Annotated in this window: 12 protein-coding genes; 6 read left to right on the forward strand and 6 right to left on the reverse strand. The window is 72.1% G+C overall.

From position 1 onward, the window contains the following. Positions 1-50 precede the first annotated feature (50 nt). Both ACIBZJ_RS02115 and ACIBZJ_RS02120 read left to right on the forward strand, forming a co-directional pair. On the forward strand, positions 51-2,372 hold the full coding sequence (locus ACIBZJ_RS02115) for an MMPL family transporter (RefSeq protein ID WP_395924494.1): 2,322 nt from the start codon (positions 51-53) through the stop codon (positions 2,370-2,372). 522 nt (positions 2,373-2,894) lie between these two features. After that, positions 2,895-4,262 carry a DUF1996 domain-containing protein gene (locus tag ACIBZJ_RS02120; RefSeq protein WP_395924496.1) on the forward strand — a complete coding sequence of 456 codons (1,368 nt, stop codon included), beginning with the start codon at positions 2,895-2,897 and terminating at the stop codon, positions 4,260-4,262. Here ACIBZJ_RS02120 and ACIBZJ_RS02125 read toward each other — a convergent pair. The 5 genes from ACIBZJ_RS02125 to ACIBZJ_RS02145 are packed head-to-tail and all read right to left on the reverse strand — an operon-like array spanning position 4,237 to position 9,034. Next, positions 4,237-5,355, reverse strand: a complete 1,119-nt coding sequence (locus tag ACIBZJ_RS02125) for a VWA domain-containing protein (RefSeq protein ID WP_395924498.1) — start codon at positions 5,353-5,355, stop codon at positions 4,237-4,239. The two genes, ACIBZJ_RS02120 and ACIBZJ_RS02125, sit on opposite strands and share 26 nt — an antisense overlap. After that, a complete protein-coding gene (locus ACIBZJ_RS02130) occupies positions 5,355-6,341 on the reverse strand; it encodes a VWA domain-containing protein (protein ID WP_395924500.1) in 987 nt (328 codons plus the stop codon). The genes ACIBZJ_RS02125 and ACIBZJ_RS02130 overlap by 1 nt, the downstream gene beginning before the upstream one ends. Continuing rightward, positions 6,338-7,213 carry a DUF58 domain-containing protein gene (locus tag ACIBZJ_RS02135; protein WP_395924502.1) on the reverse strand — a complete coding sequence of 292 codons (876 nt, stop codon included), beginning with the start codon at positions 7,211-7,213 and terminating at the stop codon, positions 6,338-6,340. The genes ACIBZJ_RS02130 and ACIBZJ_RS02135 overlap by 4 nt, the downstream gene beginning before the upstream one ends. Further along, positions 7,210-8,208: an AAA family ATPase gene (locus ACIBZJ_RS02140; protein ID WP_395924504.1), complete on the reverse strand. Its 999-nt coding sequence runs from the start codon at positions 8,206-8,208 to the stop codon at positions 7,210-7,212. The genes ACIBZJ_RS02135 and ACIBZJ_RS02140 overlap by 4 nt, the downstream gene beginning before the upstream one ends. Positions 8,209-8,221: 13 nt before the next feature. After that, positions 8,222-9,034 (reverse strand): S1C family serine protease, encoded by an 813-nt coding sequence (locus ACIBZJ_RS02145; protein ID WP_395924506.1) that lies wholly within the window; start codon positions 9,032-9,034, stop codon positions 8,222-8,224. 250 nt (positions 9,035-9,284) lie between these two features. Between ACIBZJ_RS02145 and ACIBZJ_RS02150 the strand changes: the two genes are divergently transcribed. From ACIBZJ_RS02150 to ACIBZJ_RS02160, 3 genes are read left to right on the forward strand one after another with little or no spacing between them, the layout of a single operon-like run. Beyond that, positions 9,285-10,166, forward strand: a complete 882-nt coding sequence (locus ACIBZJ_RS02150) for a TIM barrel protein (RefSeq protein WP_395924508.1) — start codon at positions 9,285-9,287, stop codon at positions 10,164-10,166. Continuing rightward, complete coding sequence (locus ACIBZJ_RS02155) at positions 10,163-11,068, forward strand: hypothetical protein (protein WP_395924510.1); 906 nt, start codon at positions 10,163-10,165, stop codon at positions 11,066-11,068. The genes ACIBZJ_RS02150 and ACIBZJ_RS02155 overlap by 4 nt, the downstream gene beginning before the upstream one ends. Further along, a complete protein-coding gene (locus tag ACIBZJ_RS02160) occupies positions 11,065-12,054 on the forward strand; it encodes a Gfo/Idh/MocA family oxidoreductase (RefSeq protein ID WP_395924512.1) in 990 nt (329 codons plus the stop codon). The genes ACIBZJ_RS02155 and ACIBZJ_RS02160 overlap by 4 nt, the downstream gene beginning before the upstream one ends. On the opposite strand, the gene ACIBZJ_RS02165 is transcribed toward ACIBZJ_RS02160, so the two are convergent. Continuing rightward, positions 12,051-13,316, reverse strand: a complete 1,266-nt coding sequence (locus tag ACIBZJ_RS02165) for a hypothetical protein (protein WP_395924514.1) — start codon at positions 13,314-13,316, stop codon at positions 12,051-12,053. The genes ACIBZJ_RS02160 and ACIBZJ_RS02165 overlap by 4 nt on opposite strands. Before the next feature lie 89 nt (positions 13,317-13,405). On the opposite strand from ACIBZJ_RS02165, the gene ACIBZJ_RS02170 reads away from it, so the two are divergent. Then, positions 13,406-14,518 carry an AI-2E family transporter gene (locus ACIBZJ_RS02170; protein WP_395924516.1) on the forward strand — a complete coding sequence of 371 codons (1,113 nt, stop codon included), beginning with the start codon at positions 13,406-13,408 and terminating at the stop codon, positions 14,516-14,518. The last annotated feature ends 60 nt before the right edge of the window (positions 14,519-14,578 follow it).

Consider the following 14,578-nt stretch of genomic DNA (forward strand, 5'->3'; position numbering starts at 1 on the left):
GCCGCGTTTATTGAACGCGGTCTGTCGTACTCCGATGGTTCAATCTCCCCGTGACGGTCTTGGACGATACAGAGGCATCCGCACCGCCGCGGCAGCGCCGCGGCTGGCCGTTCGCCGCGCTCATCGCGGTCGGCGTCCTCGTGTTCCTGGTCGGCGGGGCCGGTGGCTCCTACCAGGGCAAACTCAGCGAGGTACAGAAGAACGACAACGCGTCGTACCTGCCCGAGTCGGCGGAATCGACAAAGGCCGGAAACGAGGCGGCGAAGTTCACGCCGATCGAGAACCTCCCCGGCTTCGTGGTCTTCCACCGCGACGCGGGCCTGCGGCCCGACGACAAGACCGCGATCCAGTCCGTCGCGACGAAGGCCCGCACGCTTCCGGGCGTGGACGCGACGGGCGTCACGGCGCCGGAGTACTCCGACGACGGGAAGACGGCCGCGCTCTACGTGCCGCTGGTGGCCACCGAGAACGGCACGTCGCTGAACGGCGACGAGCTGCTCGAGCACGAGAAACGGGTGCTCTCCACCGCGCGCGACGCCGCACCCGACGGGCTCGCGGTGCACTCCGCCGGGCCGGGCGGGCTGCTGATCGCGTTCATCGACGCGTTCTCCGGGCTCGACAGCACGCTGCTGCTCACCGCGGTCGTCGTCATCTTCGTGATCCTGCTGCTGGTCTACCGGTCGCTCGTCCTGCCGTTCCTGCCGCTGATCTCGGCCGGGCTCGCGCTCGGCCTGTCCTCGCTGGTCATCTACTACCTGGCCGACGCCGGCACGCTGACGCTCACCGGGCAGAGCCAGGGCATCCTGTCGGTACTCGTACTGGGCGCCGGTACCGACTACGCGCTGCTGCTGATCGCCCGCTACCGGGAAGAACTGCACGAGTACCCACCGGTCGACGCGATGATCGCGGCCTGGAAGGCGTCGCTGCCGGCGATCGCCGCATCGGCCGCGACGGTCACGATCGGGCTGCTCTGCCTGAGCTTCTCCGAGCTCAACTCGAACAAGAGCCTCGGCCCGGTGTCGGCGATCGGCATCGTCTGCACGCTGCTGGTGATGACGACGTTCCTGCCGCTGGCGCTGGTGCTCGTGCCGAAGCTGTGGTTCTGGCCGATCCCGCAGCTGCTCGCGTACGTCGTGCCGCGGTTGCGGCGCGCCCGGCCCGAGGGCGCCCGGGGCGTCCTCTGGACGCTCGACGGCTCCTGGGTGTTCTGGCCCCGGATCCCCCGCCGCGACCACCAGAGCGACATCGCGTCGCACGGGTTCTGGGGCCGCGTGTCCCGGTTCGTCGGCGGCCACGACCGGGCGGCCTGGGCCGGCGCGGTCGTCCTGCTGCTGATCTGCCTGCTCGGCCTGGGCGCGCTCAAGACCGACGGGCTCACCACGGCCGAGGGCTTCACGTCCAAGCCCGACGCGGTGACCGGTCAGGAGCTCTACGACGAGAACTTCGACAAGGGCGCCGGCGCGCCGGCGGTGATCGTCGCGAACGCCGGCTCCGCCGACGCGGTGATCGCCGCCGCCCGCGGCGTCGACGGGGTGTCCCGCGCGGCGGACGCGGTCTGCGTCCAGCCCGACTACGCGAAGCTGGCCGAGGCGGCGAAGTCGGCGGCACCGTCCGACGGCGGTGCCCCGCCCGCGCCCGGATGCGTGCCGGCCCAGTTGCAGGTCGCGCCGATCGACGGCCGCACGGTCATCAACGCGACGCTGGCCGACTCCTACGACACCCCCGCCGCCTACCAGACCGTCAAGCGGCTGCGGACCGCCGTCCACGCCGTCCCCGGTGCGGACGCCCAGGTCGGCGGCGCCTCCGCGGCCAACCTCGACGTGTCGACGGCATCCGTGCACGATCGCAACCTGATCATCCCGATCGTGCTGCTGGTCATCTTCGTCATCCTGGCCGGGCTGTTCCGCGCGCTGATCGCGCCGCTCCTGCTGATCGGCACCGTCGTGCTCTCGTTCACCGCGACGCTCGGCGTCTGCGGGTTCGCGTTCGAGCACGTCTTCGGATTCGCCGGCGCCGACCAGTCGTTCCCGCTGTTCGCGTTCGTCTTCCTGGTCGCGCTCGGCATCGACTACAACATCTTCCTGATGACGCGCGTCCGCGAGGAGACGCTCCAGTTCGGCACCCGCGAGGGAGTCCTGCGCGGCCTGGCCGTCACCGGCGGCGTCATCACCTCGGCCGGCGTCGTCCTGGCCGCGACCTTCGTCGTGCTCGGCGTCCTCCCGCTCGTGTTCCTGGCCGAAATCGGCTTCGCCGTCGCGTTCGGCGTCCTGCTCGACACGATCATCGTCCGCAGCGTCCTGGTGCCGGCCCTCGGCCACGACATCGGCCGCTTCATCTGGTGGCCGTCCAAACTCGCCCGCGCCGATCCGTAGCGGCGCCGGGGTGCGGCGACGGTGCACCGCCGGCCCGAGTCGCACCGGCACCGCTGAAGGGGACGCCGGTCCCGACGGTCCCCGCGGTGCTGCGGGGTCGGCCTGCGCCGGCCGCGCCACGCCGGCCGGCCGGTGCCCGCGACGCCGACCGAGCCACGTCGACCGCGTTCGCGGCGAACCGAGCCTCCAGGGCGAGCAACCCCCTGCGGCGGGCGCGGTCACGGCGGTGTGAGCCTGAGCCCGTGGCGGCGACGGCCTGTGCGCTGAGCTGGGCTCCGCCCGAATCGGAGACACGCGCCCAGCGCTGTCCCACCGGTCCCGCCCCGGCGGCTTCCCTGACTCCGCGCGCCGGCCGGGCCGGAGCATCCTCGCGCCCCGGCGACCGGCCCACCGCCGCCCCCGAGTGTGACTCCTGAGGCGGCCGGGAATTTCGTTACGCCTGACGTCGAACCAGTTGACGTATCAACCCGTCTGGGTGAGCGGGGCCGTACATCGGCGCACGACACTCGGCGGAGGACGCAGGTGCGAAAGAGATGGACCATCGGATTGGTCGTCGGGGCAGCAGCCGCGGTGATCACCGGAACGACGCTGGTGGGCGTGTCCGCCGCCAGTGACACGGCGGCGGGCAAGAGCTCGCCCGCAACGATCGTCTGCCCGGACGTCCGCACCGCGCTGCCGGCCGTACCGGCCCGCGCGAAGGACGAGGTGGAGCGCAACCTCACGCTCCTGGGAACCCAGATCGACGAAGCCAACAAGCGCCTGGCGAGTTCGCAGGGGCAGGGCGGCAAGAACTTCGTCCAGAACGCGATTCTCGGCCCGCTGGCCGACAAGCGGAAGTCCACGATCGACCGGATCGCGATCGCGATCGGGCGCGCAGCGCCCACGCCGGCCCTCGACGCGCAGAAACTCGCCACCTGCCAGGTGCAGGCGGCCGCCACCACCGCGGCGCCGTCGTCCTCCGCGGCCCCCTCCGCCTCCGCCTCGGGGGGGCACGACCACGCCCAGACGGGTCCGGTCGCCTCCGACTTCATCGCGATCCGCAAGGTGCCGGTCACCCGCGACACCGTGGCCCGGACCACCCGCCGGGGCTCCGCCGGGGTGTTCAGCGCACGCTGCGGCAACAACGAGAACGGGCACTTCAACTCCGACAACGTCATCGTCGCGCCGGGCGTCGGCAACGGCGCCCACCACCTGCACGACTACGTGGGGAACACCACGACGTCGTTCAAGTCGACCGACGACAGCCTGGCCCGCAGCGGGACCACCTGCCGTGACCGCGGCGACAAGTCCACCTACTACTGGCCGGTCACCCGCGACATCACGAAAAAGAAGAACCAGAAGCGTGTGGCGGGCGAGCTCAAGGAGGACCTCAACGTCGGCAAGGTGCTGCGCCCGACCGTGAAGATCCAGTACTCCGGCAACCCGTTCTCCAAGGTCGTCGCGATGCCGCGCTTCCTGCGGGTACTCACCGGCGACGCGAAGGCGTTCACGAACGGCGGCGGCAACGCCCACGCGAAGTTCACCTGCAGCGGGTTCACGAACCGGATCAGCACCGACAAGTACACGCTCTGCCCGGACGGCCGCGGCTTCACCAGGATCGCCGAGTTCCCGAGCTGCTGGGACGGCAAGAACGTCGACAGCTCGAACCACCGGACGCACATCGTCTTCCCGGACGCGCGGGGCAAGTGCCCGGCCGGAACCAAGGCCGTGCCGAAGCTGACGATCACGCTGACCTACAACGTGCCGACCGGCCCGTCGTTCGCCATCGACGGCTTCCCCGAGCAGCAGCACAAGCCGATCAACGAGCACAACGACTTCATCAACGTGATGTCGAACTCGTCGATGCGCTTCGTCGTCGACTGCATCAACCGGGGCCGCCGCTGCTCGTAGGGGTCCGGGGCCGTTGCCACCAGACGGAGAGGGCCACGCCGGCGAACACCAGCACGGTGCCGGCGAGCACGAACCAGACCGTGATCTCGACCTTCTTCTTCCGAAGACCGATCTCGCTGGGCAGATCACCGAGGACGTCGGCCAACTGGTCGGCGTCCTCGGCTTTGAAGTACCGGCCGCCGGTCAGGTCCGCGACCGACTTGAGCGCGGCCTCGTCGATCTGCTGGACGCGACGCCCGCCGCCGCGCGAGCCGCCGCCGAAGTTGCCGCCCCAGTTGCCGGTGGTGGCGTCGCCGCTGATCTGGTCGGCGGTGCACACCATCGGCGCCGGCAGGGTGGTGCCGAACCCGATCGTGTAGACGCGCACCCGGCGGGCCGCGGCCTGCTCGGCGGCGGTCACCGGGTCGACGCCCTGGGTGTTCGAGCCGTCGGTCAGCACGACGATCGTGTCCGGCTCGTAGTCGCCCAACGGTGTCTGCCCGTCCCCCGGCGTGGGGCTGCCCGGGGTGCTCCCCCCGCCGGACAGGTCGATACCGCTCGCCATCACGTCCGGGTTGATCTCGGCGATCGCGTCGATCGCGGTGAGGATCGCCTGCCCGATCGCGGTGCCGCGGGCGGTCTTGAGCGAGTCGATCGCGCTGAGCAGCGCCTTCTGATCGGTGGTCGGCGCGACCAGCAGCCCGGCGATGCCAGAGAACGCGACCAGCCCGATCTTCGTCCCGTTGTCCTGCGACCGGATGAACCGGCGGGCGGCCTCGCTGGCCACCGCGAGCCGGTTCGGGTCGATGTCGGTGCTGCACATCGAGCCGGAGACGTCGATCGCCAGCAGGATCGACGAGTCGTTCGTCGGCACCTGCACCGATGCCTCCGGGCGCGTGAGCCCGGCCGCCAGGGGTAACAGGCCGAGCAGGAACAGCAGCACCGGGATCCGCCGGCGCCACGCCGACCGGCCCGGGAGCGCGGCCCGGATCAGGGCGACGCTCGACACCTGCAGCGCCGTACGCCGCCGGCGCCGGGCGAACCACCACCGTGCGGCCAGGAGCAGCGGCACGGCCAGCAGCGCGAGCAGCGCCCACGGCCAGTGCACCGACATCAGACGATCCTTCCGTGCCAGCGGGACATCAGCAGCGCACCGGCCACCAGGAGCACCAGCCCGGCCCCCGCGAACGGCGCGGTGAGCTCGAGTGCCTCCTTCTTGCCGGTCAGCCGCAGATCGATCGAGCGGGTGGAGTCGGCCAGCCCGTCGGCGTCGTTCGCTTTCCGGTACTTCCCGCCGGTCGTCCGCGCGATCGCGGTGAGCTGCTGCTCGTTCAGCGCGGTGGCGAGCTGGTACCCGTCGACCTCGACCGTGGTGCCTTTCGCGGTGCCGACCCCGACGGTCTGGATGTGGACGCCGGCCGCCGCGGCCAGCGCGGTCGCGGTCTCCACGTCGACGCCGCCGTTCTCCTCCCCGTCCGAGAACAGCACGATCGACGCCGACGGCCAATAGCCCAGGTCGTCGGTGATCGGCGCGGCCGGATCCGCGGGCAGGCTCACCGGCCGCCCGATGATCGAGCTGAGCGACGCCAGGATCGCCTGTCCGAGCGAGGTGCCGCCGGTGCCGCCGACCCGCTTGATCGCGGCCAGGGCGGTGTCGTGGTCGTCGGTCGGTTCCTGGGTCTGCAACGCCTGGTCGCCGAACACGACGACGCCGATGTCGATGCTGTCGGGCTGGTGCTCGACGAACGACGTCGCGGCCTGGCGGGCTGCGGCCAGCCGGTTCGGCTTCAGATCGGTGGCCTGCATGCTGTTCGACGCGTCGAAGACCAGGATCACGGTGCCGGCCACCCGCGGGACCGTCACCTGCGCGGACGGGCGGGCCAGCCCGAACAGCAGCAACGGCAGCGCGGCCAGCGACAGCGCGTAGGGCAGGTGGCGGCGCAGCGCCGCACGCCTCCCGGAGGAGGCCGGCCCCGAACCGGCCAGCCCGGCCGCGGCCAGCGCGGCCGACCGCTGCCGCGCGAGCACCACGTACCCGCCGATCGCCAGGGCCGTCAGCACGGCGGCGAGCGCGGCCACGACCGGGTAGTCCAGGCTCACCGGCGCCTCCGTGATTCCCGCACCAGCTGGACGAGCGAGGCCAGGACGTCGACCTCGGTGCTGATCCGGTGTTCGGTGACCGCCGCCGTCCGCATCCCGGCCGCGATGTCGTCCTCCCGGGACGCCACCTGGGCCCGCAGGCGGCGCCGCAGCAGCGGGTCGCTGGTGTCGACCAGCACCTGCTCGCCGGTCTCGGCGTCCTCCACCAGGATCAGCCCGACGTCCGGCAGTTCCAGCTCGACCGGGTCGACGATCCGCAGCACGACGACCTCGTGGCGGTGCGAGAGCATCGTCAGGGGCCGGTCCCAGCCCGGGTCACCGATGAAGTCGGAGACGACGAACACCAGGCTGCGCCGCTGCGACGTCGTCGACGCGGCCAGCCGCAGCATCGCGCCGAGGTCGGTGGTGGCACCCCGGGCCGCCGCCGAGACGCGCGTCAGCTCCTTCGCCATCCGCAGCACCTGGTTGCGGCCGGTCCGCGGCGGGATGACCGTCGACGACGCGTTGTCGTACAGGATGGCCCCGACCCGGTTGCCGCCCTGGGCCAGCAGCCGGGCCAGCGCGACGGTCAGCTCGGTGCCGACCGGCCCCTTCGCCGCGCCGAACCGCATCGACGCCGACCGGTCGACGACCATCCACGCGGTCAGCTCGCGGTCTTCGGTGTACTGGCGCACGAACGGCTCGTCCAGCCGCGCGGTCACGTTCCAGTCGATGTGCCGGACGTCGTCGTCCGGGGTGTACTGACGCAGGTCGGTGAAGTCGATCCCGGCGCCGCGCCACACCGTGCGGTACGCACCCTGCAGCCGGCCGTCGACCCGGCGGTGCAACTGCCACTCGAGCCGCCGGAGCAACCGGTCGGGTGCGCTGGTCACGGCTGCCCGACCGGCTCCGGTACCCGCAGCGCCGCCAGGATCTTCCCGAGCACGTGGTCGGCCGTGACGTCGTCGGAGAGCGCCTCGTACGAGAGCACCAGGCGGTGGCGCAGCACGTCGAGCGCCAGGTCGGTGAGGTCCTCCGGGACCGCGTAGTCGCGGCCGCGCAGGTACGCCAGCGCCCGCGCGCCGAGCACCATGCTGATCGACGCCCGCGGGCTGGCCCCGAACGTCACGTATTTCGCCAGGTCCGCGAGACCGACCGAGGCGGGGTTGCGCGACGCCGCCGCGACCTGCACCGCGTACTCGATCAGCGCGGGGTCGACGTAGACCCGGTCGGCGGCCTGCTGCATCTCGACCAGTTGTTCGGGGTCGATGATCTCCTGGATCGCCGGCGTGCCGGTCAGCGCCCGTTCGACGACGACGAACTCCTCGGTCGCGCTCGGGTAGCCGACCAGGACCTTCATCATGAACCGGTCGACCTGGGCCTCGGGCAGCGGATAGGTGCCCTCGGACTCGATCGGGTTCTGCGTCGCCATCACCAGGAACGGCTCGGGCACCCGGTGGGTCTCCCGGCCGATCGTCACCTGGTGCTCCTGCATCACCTCGAGCAGCGCGCTCTGCACCTTGGCCGGTGCGCGGTTGATCTCGTCGGCCAGCAGCAGGTTCGTGAACACCGGGCCGAGCGAGACCTGGAACTCGCCGGTCGGCTGGTGGTAGACCCGGGTGCCGAGGATGTCGGCCGGGACCAGGTCGGGGGTGAACTGCACCCGGTGGAACTGGCCGCCGATCGCTTCCGCGAGCGACTTCACCGCGAGCGTCTTGGCCAGCCCGGGGACGCCTTCGACGAGGACGTGCCCGCGGGCCAGCAGCGCGACGAGCAACCGCTCGAGCAGCACGTCCTGGCCGACGATCGTCTTCTTGACCTCGTAGACGACCTGCTCGGCCGGTCCGGCCTCGCTCGGCGCCGACGACCCGTTCCACTGCGCGCTCATGGGTTCATCCTTCTCATAACGGCGGGACCCGCCCGTCACCCTCACTGGCACCCACCGCCGCGCCGATCGGCACGGCGAAGCCGACGCCGATGAACGTGCCGGCATCGGTCGGGTTCAGGAGCGCGACGACGATGCCGACGACCTGACCGGCGTCGTTGATCAGCGGCCCGCCGGAGCTGCCCGGGTTGACCGCGGCGTCGAACTGGATCAGGCCTTTCAGGGGCGCCGCCCCGCTGCGGGGCACGTTGCGGTTCAGCCCCGACACGACGCCGCTGGTCGTCGTGTCGGTCAGGCCGAGCGGGTTGCCGATCGCGACGACGTCGTCGCCGACCGCCGGGGTCGCGCCGAGTGCCGCCGGGACGATGAGGTCGGGCGGCGTCGCGGGCGTGAGCGCGGCGATGTCCAGCGCGGCGGACGAGGTCGCCACCGTCGCGGCCGAGCGCGTCCCGTCGGCGAACGTCAGCAGGATCGTGCCGGCCCCCTCGACGACGTGGAACGCGGTGAGCACGGTGCCGTCGGCGTTGGCGATCACGCCGGTGCCGAGCGCGGCCGACGACCGCGTGCGGCGGCTGTGGTCGACGTCCGAGGAGCCGCCGCTGGCCTGGATCAGCACGACCGAGGGCGCGACGGCCTGGTAGACCTGCGCGGGCGTCAGCGGCCCGGACGGCGACGGTGAGGGCGACGGGCGCGCGACCGGCGCCGCGGGATCAGCTCCCCGGAGGACGACGAACGCGGTCAGCCCCAGCGCCCATAACACGGCCAGCACGAGGAGCACGCGGCGTCCCCACGGACGACGCCGCCTCTCCGAGTCGCGCTCCTCCGTCACCTGCCGATCGTAGGCAGATGATGGTGGACTCTCCTCTCCTTCCGGGTTCAGAGTTGCCTGTACGGGTGGCCAGAATCTGCCATAACTTCACTTCCCCGCCGCCCGCACCACCCGAACCGCCCAGCTCACCCGCCTCCCGCGGCGGACGAGACCAAACGATTCGTCCCGGGCTCGGCGCGGGCTCTTCCGCGATAGTACGTTCGGATGTCAGCATGTCCGAACAAGCGTGAGTGCTCGACGAGGAGACCCCATGACGCCACCGTCCTCCGACCGCATCGCCGGCGCCCCGATCTCCTGGGGCGTGTGCGAGGTCCCCGGCTGGGGCTTCCAGTTCCCGGCGGAGCGCGTCCTCGACGAGATGCGGTCGGTCGGCCTCACCGCGGCCGAATTCGGCCCGGCCGGGTTCCTCCCGGACGACGGCGCGGAGCGCCGCGCCTGCTTAGCGCGGTACGGCCTGACCGCGGTCGGGGGCTTCCTCCCGGTTCTCCTGCACGACGCCGGTCACGACCCGCTTCCCGAGGCGGACGCCTACCTGAGCGACGCCCTGGCCGCAGGCGGACGAGTCCTGGTGCTGGCGGCCGGCACCGGCGTCGACGGTTACGACGACCGCCCGGTCCTGGACGACGCGCAGTGGGCCACGCTGCTGGGCAACCTCGACCGGATCTGCGCGCACGCCGGTGAGCGCGGCGCGACGGCCGTCCTGCACCCGCACATGGGCACGATGGTCGAGAACGCCGACGAGGTGCAGCGGGTCCTGGCCGGTTCGTCCGTGCAGCTCTGCGTCGACACCGGCCACCTGGTCGCGGCCGGCGCCGACCCGGTGGCGATCACCGCCGCGGCCCCGGAACGGGTCGGCCACGTGCACCTCAAGGACGTCGACGCCGGGCTGGCCGCGCGGGTGCGGGCCGGTGAGCTGTCGTTCTCGGCCGCGGTGGCCGCCGGGCTGTTCCGCGTCCTGGGCACCGGTTCGGTCGACATCGCCGCGATGATCGCCACGCTCGAGGGCGCCGGGTACCAGGGCTGGTACGTCCTGGAGCAGGACCTCAAGCTCGAGCAGGGCGAACCGGCCGCCCCCGGCCCGATCACCGACGTCCGGGCGTCGTACGAGTACGTGCTGAAAGCGCTCGGATGAGCGTGGTCACGGCCGGCGACGTCGGCCGGATCGCGCGGCTGCGCCTCACCGAGCCCGGCCGGATCGCCGAGCTGTTCGCGGCCCGGAAGCGGCCGTCCGGGCCGCTCGGCGACACCGGGCGGCTGTTCCTGATCGCCGCCGACCACCCGGCCCGCGGCGCGCTGGCGGCCGGCCGGGACCGCACCGCGATGGGCAACCGCGCCGACCTGCTCGACCGGATCGTCCGCGCGCTCGGCCGGCCGGGTGTGAACGGGTTTCTCGGCACCGCCGACGTCATCGAGGACCTGCTGGTGCTCGGCGCGCTCGACGGCAAGGTCGTGTTCGGCTCGATGAACCGCGGCGGGCTGGCCGGCAGCGCGTTCGAGGTCGACGACCGGTTCACCGGCTACGACGCCGAGGGAATCGCGTCCGCCGGGCTCGACGGCGGCAAGATGCTGCTGCGCATCGACCCCGACGACCCGCTGACCGCCGGTGCGCTGGAGAGCAGCGCGCACGCGGTGCGCGCCCTGTCCGGACGGCGGCTGATCGCGATGGTGGAGCCGTTCCTGGCCGGCCGCCCCCACACCCCCGCCGGACGGCTCGCGAACGACCTCTCGACCGGCGCGGTCGTGCGTTCGGCCGTGATCGCCGCCGGGCTCGGCTCCACGTCGGCCTACACCTGGCTGAAATTGCCGGTCACCGACGACATGGAGCCGGTGCTGGCCGCCACGACGCTGCCGGTGCTGCTGCTCGGCGGCGAGGTCGGCACCGATCAGCGGGCCCAGTTCGCGACCTGGGCGACAGCCCTGGCCCACCCGGCCGTCGCCGGGATGGCCGTCGGCCGGTCGCTGCTGTTCCCACCCGACGGCGACGTGGAGTCCGCCGTCGACGCGACCGCGGAGATGCTGGAGGTACGGCAGTGACCGTTCGAGTGGGTGTCATCGGAGCCGGCGCGATGGGTGCCGGCCACGCGACCACGATCGCCACGAGTGTCCCGGGCGCGCGGGTCGTCGCGATCCACGACCCCGATCCCGGGCGCGCGACGGCGGTCGCCGGGCCGCTGGAGGCCCGCACCACACCCACCGCGCCGGACCTGATCGGCGCCGACGACGTCGACGCGGTGATCGTCGCGTCGCCGGACTTCACCCACGCCGACCTCGTGCTCGCGTGCCTCGCCGCCGGGAAGCCGGTGCTGTGCGAGAAGCCGCTGGCCGAGACCGCGGCCGACGCCCGGAAGATCGTCGAGGCCGAGCTGGCCACCGGGCGGCGGCTGGTGCAGGTCGGGTTCATGCGCCGTTACGACCCCGGCTACGTCGAGCTGAAGAACGTGCTCGCGGCCGGAGTGCCGGGTGAGCCGCTGATCGTGCACAACGTCCACCGGAATCCGGTCAACCACACCAGCGTCAGCGACGCGCAGATCGTGATCGGGTCGATGATCCACGAGCTCGACGTCGTCCCGTGGCTGCTGGACTCCGAGGTCACGACGATCCGGATCGAGTCGCCCCGGGCGTCCGGCCTCCGGGACCCGCAGCTGGCCTGGCTGCACCTGGCCTCCGGGGCGATGGCGACGATCGAGGTGTTCGTCAACGCCGGGTACGGCTACGACGTGCGCTGCGAGATCGTGGGATCCCGGGGCACCGCGCGGCTGCCGGCCCGCCCGGGCGTCGTCACGCACACGAACGGGGTCGCCGGCACGCCGGTGCGCGGCGACTTCGTCGCGCACTTCGCGGACGCCTACCGGGCCGAGCTCACCCACTGGGCGGCGGCGGTCGCGGCGGGCACCACCGACGGCCCCAGCGCCTGGGACGGCTACGTCGCCAACGCGGTCGCCGAAGCCGGCGTCGCGTCCCTGGCCGGCGGCCGGACCGAGCCGGTGGCGGCCGGCGACCGCCCGGGCCTCTACCGCTAGGAGGCCAGCGCCCGCAGGTGGGCCACCGTCCAGCGGCGGTCGAACAGCGTGGGGTCGCCGGCGTCCTCGGCGCGCAGGGCCTCGATGACCCGGACGTAGGAGTCGAGGTCCAGGACGCGGAGGAACTCCAGCAGTTCGGCGGCCTCACCGGTCGCGGGCGCGACCGCGGCCACGTACCGGTCGTAGAGGTCGACGACCTGCTGCACCATCGCGAGGTGCCGGGCACCCGGGTCGACGCTCGGGAAGTTCGTCGCGGCGAAGTCCTCGGTGAACACGATCGGCTCCACCGCCAGCGCGCCCGGCCCGTACTTCTGCGCGAGGTGGATCAGCAGTTCGACGTCGAACGTCTCGTTGAACGACGACATCTCGCCGAGCACCGGCGCCAGCGCCCCGGCGTCGAACGCCTTGAACCCGGCCTGGGTGTCGAGCACGTGCGCGAGGTCCGGGATCAGCGTCGCCCGCACGAAGTGCCGGAACAGCACGATCAGCTTGTCGGGCTTGTCGCCGGTGCTATGCGGCTCGACCGACGGCCCGTCCGGCTTCACCAGCACCGCGCCGTCCATTCCGTATCGCTGCCCGAGCGCGCCGGCCGAACCGCCGAGGACGGCCGAGGCCATCGCGCCCACCTGGGCGAGGTTCGAGGACAGGTCCGCGTCCGTGTAGAGAACGACGTGCCGGACGTCGTGCGGCGAGCCGCCGCGGACCGCGGTGGCCAGCGCGGCCAGGATCGAGCCGCCCTTCCGGGACTGGTCGGTCGACGTCAGCGCGTCGAACGCCGGGCTGACCGGGAACTTCCCGCCGATCAGGTCGGCCAGCCGGATCACCGACACACTGCGGTGACCGGCAGACGGGTAGCCCTCCCCGGCGATGATCGCGGTCATCACGTCGGCGCTGGACGGCTCGTCCGGGCACCCGTCGTCGCAGGCCAGGATGCTCCAGGTGACGCCGGGCAGCCCGGCGGTGAGCCAGTCGAGCTGCCGCACCTTGGCGCGGACGAAGTCCTCGCCGTGCGGGTGCTCCGAGCGCGGGACGATCCGGCCGGTCTCGCCGTACATCGCGAACACGACGGTCAGGTGCACCGGCTCGCCGGCCGCGGCCAGCCGGGCGCGCGACCGCGCCGCCGCCCCGGCCTCCGCGGCGACCGCGGGGCCGTTCCCGTCGGCCGCGGTGTCGTCCGTGAGCAGGCGCGAGGCGAGCGCGAGCACGGCCTCGTTCTGGTCCGAATCGGTCAGGTCGCGCACCGGCGCCGAAGTCTGCTCCATGGTGTGTGGATCGTAGGGCCTCGGCCCGCGGCGAGTGTTCCCGGTGTGGCGGGTGAGGAGTGACAGGGTGTATCCCTAGGGTGGGCACCATGCCCGGCATGCTCAGCCCGACGAAGACCCGGTCCGCGCTCCGCACGTCGGCGCGCGCCGGCCTGGATCTGCTGCTCGTCCTCCTGACGGCCGCGGTGGCCCTGTGGCTGCTGGGCAAGGCCTGGTCGATCGTCTGGCCGCTCGTGATCGCGCTGCTGCTGACGACGCTCACCTGGCCACCGGCCCGGTTCCTGCGCAACCACGGGTGGAAGCCCGCGGCGGCCGCCACGCTCGTCACGGTCGTCTTCCTGCTGCTGGGGGCCGGCGTCGTCGTGCTGATCGCGGTGCCGGTCGCCTCCGAATCGCCGAACCTCGCGACCGGGGTCGCCGACGGAATCCAGCGGCTGCGCGAGTGGGTCGCGGGCCCCCCGCTCAACATCGACGACAGCCAGGTCACGAACGCGCTGAACAGCGTCACCGGCCGGATCAAGGAGAGCGCGGGCACGATCGCGACCACGGCCGTCACCGGCGTGAGCACGGTGGTCAACGGGGTCGTCACTCTCGTGCTGGCGCTGTTCCTGATGTTCTTCTTCCTCAAGGACGGGCCGCGGTTCCTGCCCTGGCTGACCCGCCAGCTCCCCGGCCGGTACGCCACCGACGTGCCGATCGTGGCGTCCAGGAGCTGGGCGACGCTCGGCGCGTTCGTCCGCTCGCAGGCGTTCGTCGGCATGCTCGACGCGGTCTTCATCGGGCTCGGGCTGTGGATCGTCGGCGTGCCGCTGGTGCTGCCGCTGGCCGTGCTGACGTTCGTCGCCGCGTTCGTGCCGATCGTCGGGGCGCTGTTCGCGGGGTTCGTCGCGGTGCTGATCGCGCTGGTGTCGAACGGCTTCACCGACGCGCTGATCGTGCTGGCGATCATCATCGTCGTGCAGCAGCTCGAGGGGAACGTCTTCCAGCCCATGGTGCAGAGCCGGGGCCTCGGGCTGCACGCGGCGGTGGTGCTGCTCGCGGTGACGCTCGGCGGCAGCCTGGCCGGCATCGTCGGCAGCCTGCTCGCCGTGCCGGTGGCCGCCGTGGTCGCGGTGATCTGGAACTACGTCCGGGAGCAACTGTCCGATCCGGAGGAAATTCTTACTGAAGCGATCCCGGAGACCGCTGAGCAGGCCGAGTGACAAAACCGAGCAACCGTTTGCTCATTTCCGGACAATTGACATCATCTTATAAACGTCTAT

Origin of the sequence: Cryptosporangium sp. NPDC051539 (assembly GCF_044454545.1) — a bacterium.
Taxonomy (GTDB): Bacteria; Actinomycetota; Actinomycetes; order Mycobacteriales; family Cryptosporangiaceae; genus Cryptosporangium.

Excerpts from the sequence above, each read along its gene's own strand:
- ACIBZJ_RS02125 (WP_395924498.1), bottom strand. The coding sequence starts at position 5,355 with ATGTCGGTGCACTGGCCGTGGGCGCTGCTCGCGCTGCTGGCCGTGCCG.
- ACIBZJ_RS02140 (WP_395924504.1), bottom strand. The coding sequence starts at position 8,208 with ATGAGCGCGCAGTGGAACGGGTCGTCGGCGCCGAGCGAGGCCGGACCG.
- ACIBZJ_RS02150 (WP_395924508.1), top strand. The coding sequence starts at position 9,285 with ATGACGCCACCGTCCTCCGACCGCATCGCCGGCGCCCCGATCTCCTGG.
- ACIBZJ_RS02155 (WP_395924510.1), top strand. The coding sequence starts at position 10,163 with ATGAGCGTGGTCACGGCCGGCGACGTCGGCCGGATCGCGCGGCTGCGC.
- ACIBZJ_RS02165 (WP_395924514.1), bottom strand. The coding sequence starts at position 13,316 with ATGGAGCAGACTTCGGCGCCGGTGCGCGACCTGACCGATTCGGACCAG.
- ACIBZJ_RS02170 (WP_395924516.1), top strand. The coding sequence starts at position 13,406 with ATGCCCGGCATGCTCAGCCCGACGAAGACCCGGTCCGCGCTCCGCACG.